This window comes from Pseudomonas sp. B20(2017) (genome assembly GCF_002113125.1).
Classification (GTDB): domain Bacteria; phylum Pseudomonadota; class Gammaproteobacteria; order Pseudomonadales; family Pseudomonadaceae; genus Aquipseudomonas.
The window spans coordinates 225,895-242,676 of sequence record NZ_NEJP01000011.1 but is presented as its reverse complement, the minus strand read 5'-3'; the positions used below and the strand labels follow the sequence as shown (position 1 = coordinate 242,676).

The window sequence follows — 16,782 nt, the reverse complement described above, 5'->3', positions numbered from 1 at the left end:
ATCGCCGATGGTAGTGTGGGGTTTCCCCATGTGAGAGTAGGTCATCGTCAAGATTAAATTCCGAAACCCCAATTGCGAAAGCAGTTGGGGTTTTGTTTTGCCCGCAGGAAAGTGTCTTGAGAAACCTCCAGCCGTCGCGATTACAACCATTGAGGAAATCCCTCTGAAATGGCCGCCTGGTTTTTGGTATGGTGCAGCTCGTTTTTTAACGGACTGATGTCACGCCCAAGGATCGGCGCTCATTTTTGTCAAAGAGTGGCTGCAGAAATGCCCGAACCCATCCCTATCAAGGATCACGAAAAAGAGACACGACTGGTCAACAAACGCCTGATCGCCTGTGCCTTGTTCGTCTTTGCCGTCAGTTGCGCCCTGGTTGTGCGCCTGTACATCCTGCAAGTCGTCGAGTTCGACTACCACTCGACCATCTCCGAAAACAATCGCGTACATGTCCTGCCGATCCCGCCGACTCGCGGCCTGATCTACGATCGCAATGGCGTATTGCTGGCCGACAACCGTCCCAGCTACAACCTGACCATCACCCGCGAACGCGCGACTGACGTCAACCAGGAGCTGGATGAGGTCATCAGCCTCCTGCACCTGCCCGCCGAAGACCGCACAGTCTTCGACAAGGCCATGAAGCAGTCGCGTCACCCATTTACACCCGTAACGCTGTTCTATGAGCTGACCGAAGAGCAGATCGCCGTACTCGCCGTCAACGAGTTCCGTCTACCGGGCCTCGATGTCGAGCCACAATTCGTTCGCAACTACCCGCTGGGCGCTCACTTCGCCCACTCGATCGGCTACGTCGGCCGCATCAACGAGAAAGAGTCCAAGACCCTCGATTCCGTCGAATACCGCGGCACCCAATCCATCGGCAAAACCGGTATCGAACGCTTTTATGAGCCACAACTGCATGGGCATGTCGGTTACGAGGAAGTAGAAACCAATGCTCAGGGGCGCGTACTGCGCGTGCTGAAACACACCGATCCGATTCCAGGCAAAAACATCGTCCTGAGCCTCGACGTCAAACTCCAGGAAGCGGCCGAAGCCGCACTGGGCGACCGTCGCGGCTCGGTCGTTGCGCTGGACCCCTCGACCGGCGAAGTGCTGGCCATGGTCAGCAACCCGAGCTTTGACCCCAATCTGTTCGTGACCGGTATCAGCTCCAAGGAATATTCCGCGCTACGTGATTCCATCGACCGGCCGCTGTTCAACCGCGTGCTGCGCGGCCTGTACGCACCCGGTTCGACGATCAAACCGGAAGTGGCGATTGCCGGGCTCGACGCCGGCGTGGTCACGCCTCAAACCCGAGTCTTCGATCCGGGTTACTACCAACTGCCGGACTTCGACCACAAGTACCGCAACTGGAACCACAGCGGCGACGGCTGGGTGGACATGGACGCAGCGATCATGCGCTCCAACGACACCTACTTCTACGATTTGGCGCACAAGCTCGGCATCGATCGCCTGCATGATTACATGGCAATGTTCGGCCTCGGCGAGAAAGTCTCGCTGGACATGTTCGAGGAGTCGCCCGGTCTGATGCCGTCCCAGGCCTGGAAGCGCGCTACGCGCCGGCAAGCCTGGTTCCCCGGCGAAACCGTGATCCTCGGCATCGGTCAGGGCTACATGCAGGTCACGCCGTTGCAACTGGCTCAAGCCACCGCACTGATTGCCAACAAGGGCATCTGGAACCGTCCGCACCTGGCCAAGACTGTCGACGGTGTAGCGCCGGTGGACGAACATCCGATGCCAAATATCCTGCTCAAGGATCCGCGTGACTGGGAGCAGGTCAACCACGGCATGCAGATGGTGATGCACGATGCCCGAGGCATCGCTCGTGCGGCGGCGGCCGGTGCGCAATACCGCATCGCCGGCAAGAGCGGTACGGCGCAGGTGGTGGCGATCAAGCAGGGCGAGCGCTACAACCGCGAGAAAACCCTCGAGCGCCATCGTGACAACGCCTTGTTCGTCGGTTTCGCCCCGGCCGAGCATCCGAAGATCGCGATCTCGGTGATGATCGAAAACGGCGAGGCCGGTGGCCGAGTCGCAGGTCCGGTGGTGCGGCAGATCATGGACGCCTGGCTACTCGACCAGGACGGTCACCTCAAGCCGCAATACGCGGCGCCGACCAAGGCGCCGGGCGACCCTCACGTGTAACTCGTTAAAGCTTCACAGCACAGGCTCACGCAAGCTGAGCATGTGCTGGAAGCTGTCGAGGAACACCGTTTCAGCCTGGGTCATCTTCTGTTCGCGATTCCACAGCAGCTGGATATCGAAATCCACCACCCCATCCTCCGGCGGCAAGCGCCACAGCAGACCCTGTTCGACATCCCGCCGTACAAGATGAATCGGCAGACAGCCAATCCCGAATCCTGCGCAGATCAAGCGATAAATCTCTTCGAAACTGGTAGAGGAAGCGACGATCTTGCCGGTAAACCCCTGCTGGTCGCGAAACAGCGTCAACGGCGAAAGATTGCCGCCGAGCTGATCACTGGTAAAGCTGACAAAGTTCTCCGCCGCCAGTTGCTCCAGCGTCAGATTCTGCTGCCCGAACAGTCGATGCCGCTGCCCGCAAAAGTACGCATAACGCTCACGAAACAATACCCGCTGCTCCAGTCTCGGCTGTGGAAGACGACACAATCCCACTCCCACAGTGGCGGTTTTTTGCAGCAATGAACTGATGATGTTCGAGCTGCCCATCACCTCGACTTCCAGCTCGATTTTCGGGTGAGTTTCGTGGAAGTCCGCAAGAAACTCGTCGTAATGGCGAGCCTGCACACCACTGACGGTGAGAATGCGGATCTTGCCGACAACGTCGTCATGGCGGTTCTCGACCACGGTGCCCAAACGGGAAATATCGCCGTAGATATCCGCCGCAATCCGCAGGACTTCTTCCCCGGTTTCCGTCAGATCAAAGCGCCGCCCACTGCGGGCAATCAACACACAATCCAGTTGTTCTTCGAGACGTTTCAACGCCTGACTGACCGCCGATTGGGTGATGTGCAATCGCGCAGCGGCGCGGCTCATGCTGCCTTCCTGACCGATCACCAGATAGGTGCGAAGCAGGTTCCAGTCCAGCCGATCATTGAGAAAGCGCCGTCCGACCCAGGGATTCGAGGAAGAACTCATGTAGTAGCCATGCTAATAGTAAAGATAAGTTTTTGAAAATTGACTAATCCTGTCACGGAAGCGATAAAGCCCACAAGCGCCACAGAGCGCGACCGTCAGCCGCCTCGACATCTGCCCAAAACTATAAATACACAGGGTTCTTGCATGCACACCACCGCTCAGCCGCGTCGCGCCGCGGCCGCTGCCTTCATTGGCACGACCATCGAATTCTACGATTTCTACATCTACGCCACGGCCGCCGCACTGGTGCTCGGACAGGTGTTCTTTCCCAGCAGCGACTCGGTGACCAGCACGCTCGCCGCGTTCGGCAGTTTCGCTGTCGGCTTCATCGCCCGCCCCATGGCCGGGATGGTGTTCGGTCATTTGGGCGATCGTCTGGGTCGCAAGAAAATGCTGCTGGTGACCATGGCACTGATGGGCCTGGCCACTGCGGGTATCGGTCTGCTGCCGAGTTATGCCAGTGTCGGCATCTGGGCGCCCGTCGGTCTGATTGTTCTCCGTCTGATTCAGGGCATCTCAGTCGGCGGCGAATGGGGCGGGGCGGTGTTGATGGCCAGTGAGCACGCGCCGGCCAAACGCAAAACCTTCTACGCTTCGTTCGCCCAGCTCGGCAGTCCGGCGGGTTTGCTGCTGGCGCTGATCGCGTTCCGTCTGGTGACGTCGCTGTCGCCGGAAGACTTCCTCGCCTGGGGCTGGCGTTTGCCGTTTCTCGCCAGCGGCGTGCTGATGATGGTCGGTCTGATGATCCGCTCCGGTGTGCATGAATCGCCGGAATTCGCCAAAGCCAAGGACAACAACGAAACCGCGAAATACCCGGTGAAAGACGTGATTCGTCAGTGCTGGCGGCAAATTCTGTTCGCTGCCGCCGCCGTCACCATTGGTTCGGCGGGATTCTTCTTCACCAACACCTTCATGATCACCTACGTCACCCAATATCAGGGCATCCCGCGAGCGACCATTCTCGACTGCCTATTCCTGGTGACGATCATTCAACTGCTGTCGCAACCGTTGTCGGCGTTGCTCGCCGAGCGCATCGGCGAAGGGCGATTCCTGATGCTGGTGGCGTTGCTGTGCATGGTCACGCCGTTCCCGATGTTTCTGCTGGTCGGCACTCAAAACATTCTTCTGATGACCCTGGGCATCGCCGTCGCGGTGGTGATTCTCTCGGCCTTGTACGCGGTGATCGCCGGATACATGACCCAGGCCTTCCCGGTGCACCTGCGCTACTCGGGCATTTCCATCGCTTACCAACTGAGCTGCGCACTAGCCGGCGGCACCACGCCGCTGATCGGCACGCTGCTGGCCAGCAAGTTCTCCGGGCAATGGCTGCCATTGGCGGTGTTCTTCACGTTGCTATCGGCCCTGTCCCTGATCGGTGTCTGTGGCCTCGCGCGTCTGCGGGCCAACCCGGTCGTCCTTCATACCAACAAAGAGGTGTATTCGTGAGTAAGCCCGCCCACATTGACCCGATTGAATGGCAAGCCCGTTGCGAGCTCGCCGCGTTGTACCGCTTGATCGCGCACTTTCGCATGACCGACCTGATCGACACCCACATCACCCTGCGAATTCCGGGGCCGGAGCATCATTTCCTGATCAATCGTTATGGTGTGATATTCGACCGCATGCGCGCTTCCGATCTGGTGCGCATCGATCAGGACGGACGCATCGTCGACCCTGAATACGCCGGGCATCGAGTCAACGCCGCCGGCTTCGTGATCCATTCGGCGATCCACATGGCGCGGCCGGATCTGAACTGCGTGATCCACACTCACACCGCCGCCGGCATGGCCGTCGCCGCGCAGAAACAAGGCCTGCTGCCGATCAGTCAGCACGCACTGAAGTTCTACGGAAAACTTGCTTACCACACCTATGAAGGCATCGCGCTGTCGCTGGATGAACGTGAGCGTTTGATCGCCGATCTAGGCCCGCACCGGGCGATGATCCTGCGCAATCACGGCCTGCTGGTCGGCGGTTCGAGCGTGGCCCAGGCATTCCAGGAAATTCACTTTCTGGAGCGTGCCTGCCAGGCGCAAGTGCAGGCGCTGGCCGGCGGTTGCGAGCTGCATTTCCCGTCGCCGGAAGTCTGCGCCCACACAGCCGAACAGTTCGACCGCGATGAGCAGGACAACATCATCGACCTGGCCTGGGAGGCCGCACTGACCCTGATCGATTCCCAACGCGAGTCCTATCTGTCATGAACACCGTTGCACTGATGTCCCGTGACACGCTGTTGCTCAAACAATTGCAGGAAGCCTTTGCCCGCCGCGCGCCGCAGCTTTCGGCGGTGCTGGCCGACGATCCCCGGGCAGCGAATGCGCAGATCGCAGCGTGCTGGTTTCCGCTGCCGGACAGCCTCGCCGCGTTGCCCAATCTGCAAGTGATTCACTCGGTCGCCGCCGGGATCGATCATCTTGAACACGATCCCTCATGCCCGGATCTGCCGGTGTGCCGCGTGGTCGATCCCGGTCATCGCCAAGGCATGACCGAATACGTGCGCTGGTCGGTGATTCACTATCATCGCGGCTTCGATCAAGTCCTTCAGCAACAGCGCCAACAGCATTGGGAGCGACCGCTGCAACGCCCGGCCCATGAGTTCCGGATCGGTGTGATGGGGCTCGGTTCGCTCGGCAGCGCGATTGCCCAAGACCTGGCCAGTGCCGGTTATGACGTGCGAGGCTGGGCGCGCAGCAAAAAGGATTTACCGGGCGTGCAGACCTTCGCCGGCTGCGAAGCTTTCAACCCGTTTCTTGACGGTGTGGAATTGCTGATCAATCTGTTGCCGCTGACTCACGAGACGCGCGGCATCCTCAATCGTCAGACTTTCGATCACTTGGCCAACGGTGCGGCGCTGGTCAACGTCGGGCGCGGCGGGCACCTGAACATTGAGGATCTACAACAAGCGCTGGCCCGTGGAAAACTGCGCGGTGCACTGCTCGATGTGTTCGAACAGGAACCGCTGCCCGCCAGCCATTCTCTGTGGCAAACCCCGGGCGTGACCATCACACCGCACATGGCTTCGGCGGCGTCTCATGACTGCATCGCCGAGCAGATCGCCGAGAACTTCCGCCGTCTGAATGCCGGCGAACCGTTGCTAAACAGCGCGGATCGGCTGCTCGGTTACTGATCCGCCAGACAGGCCTGCAAGCGCTCGATGAACAGCGTCTCGGCGCGGCTCATGCGCTGATCGCGGTTCCACAGCAAATGAATGTCGACATCGGCAATCCCTTCGTGGGGCGGCAGGCGCCAGAGCAATCCGGCCTCGACGTCCGCCGCCACCACGTGCTCTGGCAGGCAGCCGATGCCGAATCCGGCGATCACCAGTCGCCGCACTTCTTCCAGGCTTGGCGATGACGCAACGATGCGTCCGCTGAAGCCCTGTTGATCGCGAAAAATCGTCAGCGGCGAAAGCATTCCACCAATCTGATCGCTGGTGAAGCTGACGAAATTCTCCCGCTGCAAATCGCCTTCGCCGATGTCCTGTCGGCCAAATAAAGCGTGGTGTTTGCCACAGAAAAATGCATAGCGCTGACGCAGAAACAGACGCTGTTCAAGTCGCGGTTGCGGGCGGCGATTGAGGCTCAGACCGAGGGTCGCGGTTTTCTCCTGAAGAGCGCTGACGATGTCCGAACTGCGCATCACATCCACCTCCAGATCCACCCGTGGATATTGCCGATGAAAGTCGGCGAGGAAGTCATCGAAACGCTCGGAGAAGATCCGGCTGATGATCAGCAACCGCACCTTGCCGATCACTTCGTCGGCTGGTTGCTCCAACAGGCTGCTGACCTGAGACATCTGCCCGTAGATCTCGCCGGCCAGTTCGAAGATCTGCTCGCCGACTTCGGTGAGGGCAAAGCGCGGGCCGCGTCGGGCAATCAGTTGGCGACCCAATTGTTCCTCCAGACGCTTGAGTGCCTGGCTCACCGCCGGTTGTGTCAGGTGCAGACGCGCAGCGGCGCGGCTGATGCTCAGCTCCTGGCCGATCACCCGGAAGGTGCGCAGCAGGTTCCAGTCGAGGCGGTCGTTGAGCAGGCGTTGCACATCACGTTCGGCCATGGCGGCTCACGATTATAAGGATAAGTAATACTCGGAATAATAAATAGAAAATTGACTAATCATAGCCCCGGGACGAAAAATCACCCCACGACAGGCGCCGCCAGAGTGCCTCGGATTTAGCGTTTCCCTCCTGCCAAAAAAACAATCAAAGGAGCCCGACCCATGAAGCCCCACGCTTCGAACCAGCCGCGCCGTGCGGCGGCCGCAGCCTTCATCGGCACCATGATCGAGTGGTACGACTTTTACATCTACGCCACCGCCGCCGCGCTGGTGTTCGGCGCGCTGTTCTTTCCCTCCGACGATCCGCTGTTCAGCACCATGGCGGCGTTCGGCACCTTCGCCGTGGGCTTCTTCGCCCGGCCTTTGGGCGGGATCATCTTCGGTCATATCGGCGACCGTATCGGCCGCAAGAAATCCCTGATCATCACGCTGTTGATGATGGGCGTGGTCACGGTGTGCATCGGTTTGTTGCCGACCTACGCGCAGATCGGCGCAACCGCACCGGTGCTGCTGATTCTGCTGCGTATCGTCCAGGGCATCGCCGTCGGTGGCGAGTGGGGCGGGGCGGTGTTGATGGCCGGCGAACATGCGCCGAAGGGCCGGCGCAATTTCTTCGCTTCGTTCGCGCAACTGGGCAGCCCGGCGGGTTTGATCCTGTCGCTGCTGGCGTTCAGCGCGGTGACCCGTTTGCCCGAAGAAGACCTGATGAGCTGGGGCTGGCGTCTGCCGTTCCTCGCCAGTGCTTTGTTGCTGCTGGTGGGCCTGGCAATTCGCCTGGGGGTGAACGAGTCACCGGAATTCCTCGCCAGCCGTGAGCAGGCCAGCAAGCAAATCAAGAAAGAACAGGCGCCGGTCATGGAAGTGCTGCGCACCGCGTGGCGGCCGCTGTTGCTGTGCATCGGCGCCAACACGCTGGGCATCGCCGGGGTGTATTTCACCAATACCTTCATGATCGCCTACACCACTCAGCAACTGGCGCTGCCGCGCTCGCTGATTCTTGAATGTCTGTTCTTTGTCGCAATCATCCAGTTCTGCATTCAACCGCTGGCGGCGTGGACGGCGGAGAAGATCGGCGCGACGCGTTTCCTGTGCCTGGTATCGCTGCTGGCGATGGCCTCGCCATATCCGATGTTCGTGCTGGTCAGCTCGGCCCAGGCGCCGCTGATCATCCTTGGCATCGCGCTGGCGGTGGTGTGCATGGCTTCGTTCTACGCGGTGATCGCCGGGTACGTCAGCGGCATGTTCGAGACCCGCGTGCGCTACACCGCGATCTCGCTGGCCTATCAGATCTGCGGCGCGGTGGCCGGTGGGCTGACGCCGCTGATCGGCACGATGCTCGCGCACAAATTCACCGGGCAGTGGTGGCCGATGGCGGTGTTCTACAGCCTGATCGCCGGCATTTCGCTGATCTGCGTGCTCTCCCTCGCTCGTCGTCACGCCAGCGCCCATCGCGCGGAAATGGCCCGTGCCTAACCTGGAATTTCAGGAGAACCTCATGTTGAAAATCAATGGCGAACGCCTGTGGGCGAGCCTGATGGCCATGGCCGAAATCGGTGCGACAGCCCGAGGCGGCAGCTGCCGTCTGGCGTTGAGCGACGAAGACAAGGCCGGTCGCGAACTGTTCGCCCACTGGTGCCGCGAAGCCGGCATGACCCTGAGTGTGGACGCCATCGGCAACCTGTTCGCCCGCCGCGCCGGCACCGACCCGGACGCCGCGCCAGTGATGATGGGCAGCCACCTCGACACCCAGCCCGAAGGCGGGCGTTTCGACGGTGTCTACGGTGTACTCGCCGGGCTGGAAGTGGTGCGTTGCCTCAATGACCTGAACATCCAGACCCGCAAACCGCTGGAAGTAGCAGTGTGGACCAACGAAGAAGGTGCGCGCTTCACCCCGGCCATGTTTGGCTCGGCGGTGTTCACCGGGATTATGGATCTGAACGCCGCGCTGGCCGTACGCGATATCGATGGCATCAGCGTTTTCGAGGCGTTGCAGCGTACCGGTTACGCCGGTGAGCGTCCGTTGGGCGGTGCGGTGGATGCGTATTTTGAAGCGCACATCGAGCAAGGCCCGATCCTCGAAGACAACGCCAAAAGCATCGGCGTGGTCACGGGTGGTCAGGCGATTCGCTGGCTCGACGTGCGCGTGGAAGGCATGGCCGCCCACGCCGGCACTACGCCGATGCCGCTGCGCAAAGATGCCTTGTACGGTGTGGCGCGGATGATTCAGGCGATTGAAGGTCTGGCCACGGATTTCGCGCCGGAAGGCCTGACTACGGTCGGCGAGTTGAGCATCAACAAGTCCTCGCGCAATACCATTCCGGGGTTGGTGAATTTCACCGTCGATCTGCGTCATCACCGCGACGACGCCATTGCCACCATGGAACAACAAGTCCGCGCCCGGTTGCAGGCCATCGCCGAAATCCGAGGCCTGAACCTGACGATCACCCCGCACTGGATCAGCCCGGCCACACCGTTCGACGCCGAATGCGTGGCAGCCGTGCAAGAGGCCGTGGATGCGCTGGGCTACGCTCAGCAGTCGATTGTCAGCGGCGCCGGGCATGACGCGATTCACCTCGCGCGCTACTGCCCGACGGCGATGGTGTTCATCCCGTGCGTCGGAGGCTTGAGCCATAACGAAGCCGAAGATGTGTTGCCCGAAGACGTGAAGCAGGGCACCGACGTATTGCTCAACGCCGTGCTGGCCCGCGCCGGTCGAGCTGATTAAACAGGACCCCTGTGGGAGCGAGCTTGCTCGCGATGACGTTCGATCAGTCACCGAAGTTGTTGGATGACCCTCCGCCATCGCGAGCAAGCTCGCCCCCACAGTAGAACACCATGCTGACTGACAGGAGTTCATCCCATGCGCAGTTTTTTCCACCCCGAACAGTTGCTCCACCATCCACGCAGCTATTACTCGCGCGGGCAGATGCGCACGCCGCAGGAAGTCCCCGAGCGTGCGCAACGTCTGGTGCAGGCCGCCCACGGTCTGGGCTTCAGTGTCGAGCAGCCGGTCGATGCCGGCCTCGCGCCGTTGCTGGCGGTACACGGTGCGCCGTATCTGACGTTCCTTCAGGAAGCCTACGCACGCTGGAAGGAAATCCCCGAAGACTGGGGCGATGAGGTGATGTCGAACATCTTCGTCCGCGAGCCCAATGCCTTGCGCGGCATCCTCGCCCAGGCGGCGCGCTACCTTGCGGACGGCAGTTGCCCGGTCGGCGAGCAGACCTGGCGCTCGGCGTACTGGTCGGCGCAAAGCGCAGTAGCTGGCGCGCAAGCGCTGATCGACGGTGAGCCGGCGGCCTACGCGCTGTGCCGCCCGCCGGGACATCATGCCCGGGCCGAAGCGGCGGGCGGTTTCTGCTACGTGAACAACGCGGCGGTGGCGGCGCAGGTGTTGCGCGACAAGTTTGAAAAGGTCGTGGTGCTCGACACCGACATGCACCACGGTCAAGGCATCCAGGAGATTTTCTACGACCGCGATGACGTGCTCTACGTCTCGGTGCATGGCGATCCGACCAACTTCTATCCGGGCGTCGCCGGGTTCGCCGACGAACGTGGCAGCGGCGCGGGGGAGGGCTTCAACCTCAACTTGCCGATGGCCCATGGTTCAAGCGAAGCGGATTTCCTCGGGCAACTGGACGTCGCATTGAACGCGGTACGTGAGTTCGGCGCCGAGGTGCTGGTGCTGTCGCTGGGCTTTGATATCTATGAGCTGGATCCGCAAAGCAAAGTCGCCGTCACCCGCGAAGGCTTTGCAGCACTGGGTGAGCGGATTCGCAGCCTGGGACTGCCATGTCTGATCGTGCAGGAGGGCGGTTATCACCTGGAAAGTCTCGAAGATAATGCTCGGGCATTTTTCGTGAATGGCGAGGTGTGGCAGCGCTGAGGTGATCCACCTGCTGGAACACAAGCGCCCTACGGTGCTTGCCATCGCCCTGACGTTAACGTAAACATTGGCGTCAGGGCGCTGATGTAAAAAAGCGCAAAGCGGACCGCTCCGGAGCGCTTGATGACTCTTATAAAAACAACCGATCTCAAGTCTCACCACGAAGCCCGGCTGGCCCGGGAAAAACTCCATCTCGAAGGGCAGGTCCCGGATGGCGTGTTGCGTGCGGAGATCGATGCTTCGTGGCGGCGCAGCCTGAGCCACGGCGTGCATTTCAATGGCAAGCATGAGCTGGCGCTGGAGTCGAGCGCGAGTCTCGATGTGTTGCTGGCGAGCAATCGCCTGCTGATCGATGCGGCGATACCGGCCATCGATTACCTGGCCGAACGTCAGGGCAAGGAAGGACTGATCATCCTCGCCAATTCCGACGCCACCATCCTCGCGGTCGAGGGACGTGCCGACCGGCTCAAGGGCAGCGGTCTGCAGGACATTACCCTCGGCGCCTGCTGGAGCGAAGCCGCACGCGGCACCAACGCCCTCGGCACGGCGCTGGTCGAAGCGCGGCCCACCCTGATTGATTGCGGAGAACATTACCTCGACCGCCTCACCGATTTTTCCTGCACCTCGGTGCCGATCCATTGCCCGCATGGCGAAATTCTTGGCGTCCTCGACCTGACCCGCGAAGGTCCTCTCGGCCGCGTCCACGACAGCACCGCGCTGCTGAGCATGGCGGTCAGCCAGATCGAGAGCCGGGTGTTCAACAACAGCTTTCCCGATCAGATCGTCCTCGCCTTTCACAGCCGCCGGCAGTATCTGGAATCGCCTTGGCAAGGGCTGCTGGCAGTCAGTCTCGGCGGACAGATTCTGGCGGTCAGTGCCCAGGCCTGCCAGTTGCTGCGGGCCGAGCGTTCGGCACTGGTCGGGCGGCGTTGCGAAGAATTCCTCGGGGTCGATGGCGTGCAATTGCTGACCCGTCTGCAACAGGGCGGCGTCGGCAGTGTGCAGACCGCCAAGGGTGAGTTTTTCTACAAGACCCTGCGAGCTCCGGCGCGTTCGGTCAACCTCGGCGGCCCGCCGCGCAGCGTGGCGAAAACCGCCAAGGCGCAACCGGATCTGGAAGCCCTGGCCGGCAACAACACTCGCTACGCTCGAGCCCTGCGCATGGCCCGCCAAGGTCTGGCCAATGAATTGCCGGTATTGCTGCTCGGTGAAACCGGCACCGGTAAAGAAGTGATCGCCCGCGCCCTGCACCTGGCCGGCAGCCGCAGCGACAAACCGTTTGTGGCCGTTAACTGCGCGGCGATTCCCGAAGGCCTGATCGAGTCGGAACTGTTCGGCTACCGCGAAGGCGCGTTCACCGGATCGCGCCGTGGCGGCATGATCGGGCGTCTGCAACAGGCTCACGGCGGCACGCTGTTCCTCGATGAAATCGGCGACATGCCGCTGGCCTTGCAGGCGCGTTTGCTGCGGGTGCTACAGGACCGCAAAGTCGCGCCGCTGGGTGCCGGGGAAGAACAGGACATTGACGTCGCGCTGATCTGCGCCACTCACCGCGACCTCAAACGTCAGGTCGAGGACAAGCAGTTTCGCGAGGACCTTTTCTACCGCGTCAACGGTATCAACGTGATGCTCCCGGCCCTGCGCGAGCGTGAGGACTTCAGCGCGCTGGTCGCTCGGCTGCTGAGCAAGCTCGACGCACCGAACGCCGTGCTGCACGACGATCTCAATCGCCTGCTCGGGGCATATCACTGGCCGGGCAACATCCGTCAGTTGGAAATGGTGCTGCGTACTGCGCTGGCGATGCGCGAACCTGGTGAAACCGTGCTGACCCTCGATCACCTGCCCGACAGCATGCTCGACGAACTTTCCGCCACCGAGAAACCCCAGACCGGCAGCATTCGCGAGAACGAACTGGAGATGATCCGCCAGTCCCTCGATACCCATCAGGGCAATGTCTCGGCCGCCGCCGACGCCCTCGGCATCAGCCGCGCGACCCTGTACCGCAAACTCAAACAGTTGCGCTCGTGATGCAGCGCCTGTTCGTGCGGCTGATCGACAGCCAGAACCCCGCCGCGCTGCAAGCGGCGTTGCGCTGGCTCTACGGTTTCGTGCGGCCGCAGCGGCTGGCGATTGTCGGCCTGCTCGGTCTGTCGGTGTGCGCGTCGCTGCTGGTGCTGGTGCAGCCGTGGCTGGTCAAGCTGCTGATCGACGACGGGCTGCTGGCACGCAACTTCCCGATGCTGGTCATGATCGCGGTGCTGATGATCATCGCCGGCCTGCTCGGCACGGCGTTGTCAGGGATCAACCGCTATCTGCACACGCGGCTGTCCGGGCGGATTCTGTTTGCCCTGCGCGACGACCTTTACCGGCATTTGCAGAAGCTCTCGCCAAGCTTCTATGGCCAGCGGCGGATCGGTGATCTGATGTCGCGGCTCGACGGCGATGTGGCGGAGATTCAGCGCTTCGCCGTGGACTCGTTGTTCTCGGCGGTGTCGAGCGTGATCGGCCTGGTGGTCGCGATCGCGATGCTGTTCACCCTGTCGTGGAAGCTGTCGTTGCTGGCGCTGGTGCTGATCCCGCTCGACGTGCTGTGGCTGCGCTGGATGCGGCGCAAGGTCGAGCGCGATGTGCGGCAGTTGCGCGAGCGTTCGGCGGACATGTCGTCATTCATGGTCGAGACCCTGCCGGTGATGAAGTTCATCCAGTCCGCCGGCCAGCAGCAGCGTGAAGCACGGCGTCTGGAAAGCCTCGGGCAGGGCTACATGAACCAGTTGCTGCGCCTGCAAGTCACCGAGTTTTTCACCCAGGCTGTGCCGGGCACATTGACCTCGCTGTCCCGCGCCTGCGCGTTTTTGATCGGGGGTTATTGGGTGGTGCAGGGCACCTGGCAGCTCGGTGCTCTGATCGCATTTTCCACTTATCTTGGGATGGCGGTCGGGCCTGTGCAAAGTCTGTTGGGGTTGTACGTGGCGATCCAGCGCATGACCGTCAGCCTCGGCCGGGTCATGGAGTTGCGTGGCGAAGAACCCACAGTGTTTTCGCCGGATACGCCGAAACCGTTTCCGACCTCGGGCGAGCTGCGTTTCGACGCCGTGCACTTCAGCCATCCGGGGCGTCCGAGCACGTTGAGCGGCATCGAGGCGACGATTCCCTACGGTCTGAAAGTCGCCTTGAGCGGCGGTTCCGGCGTCGGCAAATCGACGTTGATCGATCTGTTGCAACGGCATCACGATCCGCAGTCCGGGCGAGTGCTGCTCGGCGAAGTGGATCTGCGTGAACTTGAGCTGTTCGAACTGCGTCGGCGCATCGCCGTGGTCAGTCAGGACATCGTGCTGTTTCGCGGCAGCCTCGCCGACAACCTGGCCTACGCAGTGCCGGACGCCAGCCGCGAAGCCATCGCCGAAGTCGCACGGCTGGCGCAGCTCGACAGCCTGATCGCGTCGTTGCCCGAAGGCCTCGACAGTCCTTTGGGCGAGCGCGGTCAGCAACTGTCCGGCGGGCAGAAACAGCGGATCGCGATTGCCCGGGCGCTGTTGCAGGATCCGCTGATTCTGGTGCTCGACGAGGCCACGTCGGCGGTGGACGAAACCACCGAGCGCGAGATGATCGAAGCCATCGACCGCTTGTTTGCCGGGCGCACACGGATCCTCATCAGTCATCGACCGTCGACCCTGGCCGATGCCGATCTGCGTTTTGAATTGCTCGACGGTGTGCTCATTTCGAAAACGGTGCTGCATGAAGCCTGAGTTGCGGATCGGTGTAGTCGACAGCGGGCACTCGGCGGCGCAACGGGTGCAAGTGATTGCCGGACGGCGATTCTCGTTGCTGGAGGGCGGACTGGCGGAATCGGAACTGCGCGATGATCCCCTTGGCCATGGCAGTGCAGTGATTGAAGCAATCAGCCGTCGCGCGCCGGCCGCGCAGATCTGTGTGGCTCAGGTGTTCGACCAGCGCGGCGTCACCAGTGCCTTGCAGATCGCCTCGGCCATCAACTGGCTGGTGGCGCAGGACGTGCGGCTGATCAATTTGAGCCTCGGTCTGCGCCAGGATCGCAGCCTGTTGCGCGAAGCCTGCGCGGCGGCGGTGGCCCGTGGAGTGTTGCTGTGTGCGTCGAGCCCGGCGCAGGGCGCGGCGGTGTTTCCGGCGAGTTATCCGCAGGTACTGCGGGTGACCGGCGATGCCCGTTGTACCGATGAGCAATGGTCATGGCTCGACAATGCGCAGGCGGATTTTGCCGCGTGTGTTCGCGGCACTTATCCGGGGCAGTCCGGGGCCAGTCTGGGGTGTGCAGCATTGAGCGGGCATGTTGCCGGTTATCTGCTGGAGCATCCGCAGGCGAGCAATGCCGAAGTTATCGACTGGCTGAAACAGCACGCTCGTTATCGCGGTCCTGAACGGCGTTTCGGCCCATGACTTCGATCCTGATTCTCGGTGCCGGACCGGCCGGTGCGGCGGTGGCGTTGGGGCTGCGACGATTGGGTTACGCCGTGACGCTGGTCAGCGAATGGCGGCGGTTTGCGGCGCTCGAAGGCGTGTCGCAACGGGTACTGGAGGCGTTGCGCGGTGCCGGGTTGAATCATGCGCTGGCGGACGCCACATTGCCGTCCCAACGACAGGTTTCATGGAACGGCCAGCAGCATGCACAGAATATCGAGTTTCTGCTGGATCGCCCGGCCTTTGATCGCGGTTTACGAGAAGACTTGCGACTGACCGGGGTCGAGGTGATTGAAGGGCGAGTCCTGAATTTTCATTCCTCGGCTGAAGGACATCGGGTTGAACTCGATGGCGGCCAGACGCTAACGGCGGATTTTCTGGTGGAAGCCCGTGGGCGACAGGCGCCAGCGTCCGGTAAAGGTCTGCGTGGGCCAGAGACGGTCAGCCTGCTCAATCGCTGGCAAGGCGCGCCGGGTGTGACTGCCAGTGCCGTGGAAAGCCTCGAGGACGGTTGGGCGTGGATGGCTCGAAGGGACGATGGCCAGTGTTATTGGCAATGGACGGTGGATGTGGCCAGCGCCCAATTACCGGGCAAGGCACAGCTGCTCGATTACTGCCGCGCGCGGCGCCAGGCCTCGAATTTTGCTCAAGCCTTCTTTGCCGGCGGGCAGGAATTGGAGTTGCAACTGCACGCTCGCAGCAGCACGCCGATTCTTGCGCCACAGGTCTGCGGTGATAACTGGATTCGCGTAGGCGATGCGGCGATGGCAGTGGACCCGCTCTCGGGCAACGGGATTTTTCAGTCGTTGTCCTCGGCGTTGCAGGCGCCGGTGGTGATCAACACGCTGTTGCGCAAACCTGAGCGGGCGGCGTTGGCGCAACGTTTTCACCGGCAGCGTGTGGAGCAGTTGTTCCTGCGTTTTGCGCGGATCGGTCGGGACTTTTATGCCGATGAACAGCGCTGGCTCGATCAGCCGTTCTGGCAGGCGCGGCGACAGTGGCCTGACGCTGAAGTGGCCCATGCGGCGACGGATTTTGCCGCGCTGCGCATCGAACGGATGCCGGTGCTGCGTGACGGGGTTGTCGATGAAGCCGAGGTGGTGATCACGGCGGATCAGCCGCTGGGGATCTGGCATGTGCAAGGTGTCGAGCTGGCGCCGCTGGTGCGACGGTTACGCGATGAGTCGGCGGATCAGGTGTTGGCGGGGTTGGGGCTTGAGCAGGGGCGAGCCATTCGTGGGTGGCTGTTGGCTCAGGGTTTCAAACCCTGAGCCATG

At 61.8% G+C, this 16,782-nt stretch carries 13 protein-coding genes; 11 read left to right on the top strand and 2 right to left on the bottom strand.

The annotated features are described in order from the left end of the window. Positions 1-267: 267 nt before the first annotated feature. Positions 268-2,160 carry a penicillin-binding protein 2 gene (gene mrdA / locus CAF63_RS17855; RefSeq protein WP_085686880.1) on the top strand — a complete coding sequence of 631 codons (1,893 nt, stop codon included), beginning with the start codon at positions 268-270 and terminating at the stop codon, positions 2,158-2,160. A gap of 12 nt (positions 2,161-2,172) precedes the next feature. Here the strand turns inward: mrdA and CAF63_RS17850 are convergent, their stop codons facing one another. Further along, positions 2,173-3,132, bottom strand: coding sequence for a LysR family transcriptional regulator (locus CAF63_RS17850; RefSeq protein WP_085686878.1), 960 nt, complete (start codon positions 3,130-3,132; stop codon positions 2,173-2,175). A gap of 144 nt (positions 3,133-3,276) precedes the next feature. Here CAF63_RS17850 and CAF63_RS17845 point away from each other — a divergent pair, with 144 nt between their 5' ends. Genes CAF63_RS17845 through CAF63_RS17835 form a run of 3 tightly spaced genes read left to right on the top strand, consistent with a single transcriptional unit; the run spans position 3,277 to position 6,256 of the window. After that, positions 3,277-4,578, top strand: a complete 1,302-nt coding sequence (locus tag CAF63_RS17845) for an MFS transporter (protein ID WP_085686876.1) — start codon at positions 3,277-3,279, stop codon at positions 4,576-4,578. Further along, the gene (locus CAF63_RS17840) at positions 4,575-5,330 is read left to right on the top strand and encodes a class II aldolase/adducin family protein (RefSeq protein WP_085686874.1); all 756 of its coding nucleotides are present in this window, start codon (positions 4,575-4,577) and stop codon (positions 5,328-5,330) included. The genes CAF63_RS17845 and CAF63_RS17840 overlap by 4 nt, the downstream gene beginning before the upstream one ends. Next, positions 5,327-6,256, top strand: a complete 930-nt coding sequence (locus tag CAF63_RS17835) for a glyoxylate/hydroxypyruvate reductase A (RefSeq protein ID WP_085686873.1) — start codon at positions 5,327-5,329, stop codon at positions 6,254-6,256. Before CAF63_RS17840 ends, CAF63_RS17835 begins: the two co-directional genes overlap by 4 nt. Here the strand turns inward: CAF63_RS17835 and CAF63_RS17830 are convergent. Continuing rightward, positions 6,250-7,185 (bottom strand): LysR family transcriptional regulator, encoded by a 936-nt coding sequence (locus tag CAF63_RS17830; protein ID WP_007953119.1) that lies wholly within the window; start codon positions 7,183-7,185, stop codon positions 6,250-6,252. The genes CAF63_RS17835 and CAF63_RS17830 overlap by 7 nt on opposite strands. Before the next feature lie 162 nt (positions 7,186-7,347). Here CAF63_RS17830 and CAF63_RS17825 point away from each other — a divergent pair, with 162 nt between their 5' ends. The 7 genes from CAF63_RS17825 (at position 7,348) to CAF63_RS17795 (ending at position 16,776) form a co-directional block, all read left to right on the top strand. Beyond that, positions 7,348-8,658: an MFS transporter gene (locus CAF63_RS17825; protein ID WP_085686870.1), complete on the top strand. Its 1,311-nt coding sequence runs from the start codon at positions 7,348-7,350 to the stop codon at positions 8,656-8,658. Positions 8,659-8,680: 22 nt separating this feature from the next. Then, on the top strand, positions 8,681-9,910 hold the full coding sequence (locus CAF63_RS17820; RefSeq protein ID WP_085686868.1) for a Zn-dependent hydrolase: 1,230 nt from the start codon (positions 8,681-8,683) through the stop codon (positions 9,908-9,910). A gap of 135 nt (positions 9,911-10,045) precedes the next feature. Continuing rightward, the gene (locus tag CAF63_RS17815) at positions 10,046-11,071 is read left to right on the top strand and encodes a histone deacetylase family protein (RefSeq protein ID WP_085686866.1); all 1,026 of its coding nucleotides are present in this window, start codon (positions 10,046-10,048) and stop codon (positions 11,069-11,071) included. A 123-nt stretch (positions 11,072-11,194) separates the two neighbouring features. Beyond that, the gene (locus CAF63_RS17810; RefSeq protein ID WP_085686865.1) at positions 11,195-13,099 is read left to right on the top strand and encodes a sigma-54-dependent Fis family transcriptional regulator; all 1,905 of its coding nucleotides are present in this window, start codon (positions 11,195-11,197) and stop codon (positions 13,097-13,099) included. Then, a complete protein-coding gene (locus CAF63_RS17805) occupies positions 13,099-14,817 on the top strand; it encodes an ABC transporter ATP-binding protein (RefSeq protein ID WP_085686864.1) in 1,719 nt (572 codons plus the stop codon). The genes CAF63_RS17810 and CAF63_RS17805 overlap by 1 nt, the downstream gene beginning before the upstream one ends. Further along, the gene (locus tag CAF63_RS17800; protein WP_085686863.1) at positions 14,807-15,484 is read left to right on the top strand and encodes a S8 family serine peptidase; all 678 of its coding nucleotides are present in this window, start codon (positions 14,807-14,809) and stop codon (positions 15,482-15,484) included. The genes CAF63_RS17805 and CAF63_RS17800 overlap by 11 nt, the downstream gene beginning before the upstream one ends. Then, positions 15,481-16,776: an FAD-dependent monooxygenase gene (locus tag CAF63_RS17795; protein WP_085686861.1), complete on the top strand. Its 1,296-nt coding sequence runs from the start codon at positions 15,481-15,483 to the stop codon at positions 16,774-16,776. Before CAF63_RS17800 ends, CAF63_RS17795 begins: the two co-directional genes overlap by 4 nt. Positions 16,777-16,782: the final 6 nt, after the last annotated feature.